The organism is Salinimicrobium oceani, from assembly GCF_012037645.1.
The window spans coordinates 1-352 of record NZ_JAAVJR010001154.1; the positions used below are offsets into that span (position 1 = coordinate 1).

The 352-nt window shown below is 48.3% G+C and carries 1 pseudogene; it reads left to right on the forward strand.

The window, feature by feature from the left end:
- Positions 1 to 352 (forward strand): annotated as a pseudogene (locus HC175_RS21240) (histidinol-phosphatase); the annotation flags it as partial.

A 352-nucleotide genomic window follows, 5' to 3' on the forward strand; every position in this document is an offset into this window, starting at 1 on the left:
TTGAAGGTAACACCATAGTTGAACTTATTCAGAATAACCTGGACGCAATTAAGGAGCAAAGTGAGCGAACAGGAGCGCCTATTCTCCAACACCTCAACCACCCCAATTTTACCTACGCAATTACTGCTGAAGATGTGATCCAGGTAAACGGCGAAAGATTTTTCGAGGTCTTTAATGGGCATCCCTATGTCAACAACTACGGCGATAGCATTCACAGCAGCACCGAAGAAATGTGGGACGAGGTGAATATCGCATACATCCAGGCCGGTAAGCCCCTGCTCTACGGACTCGCCACAGATGACAGTCATCACTACCACAAATTTGGAAGTCGTTACAGCAACGCCGGGCGTGG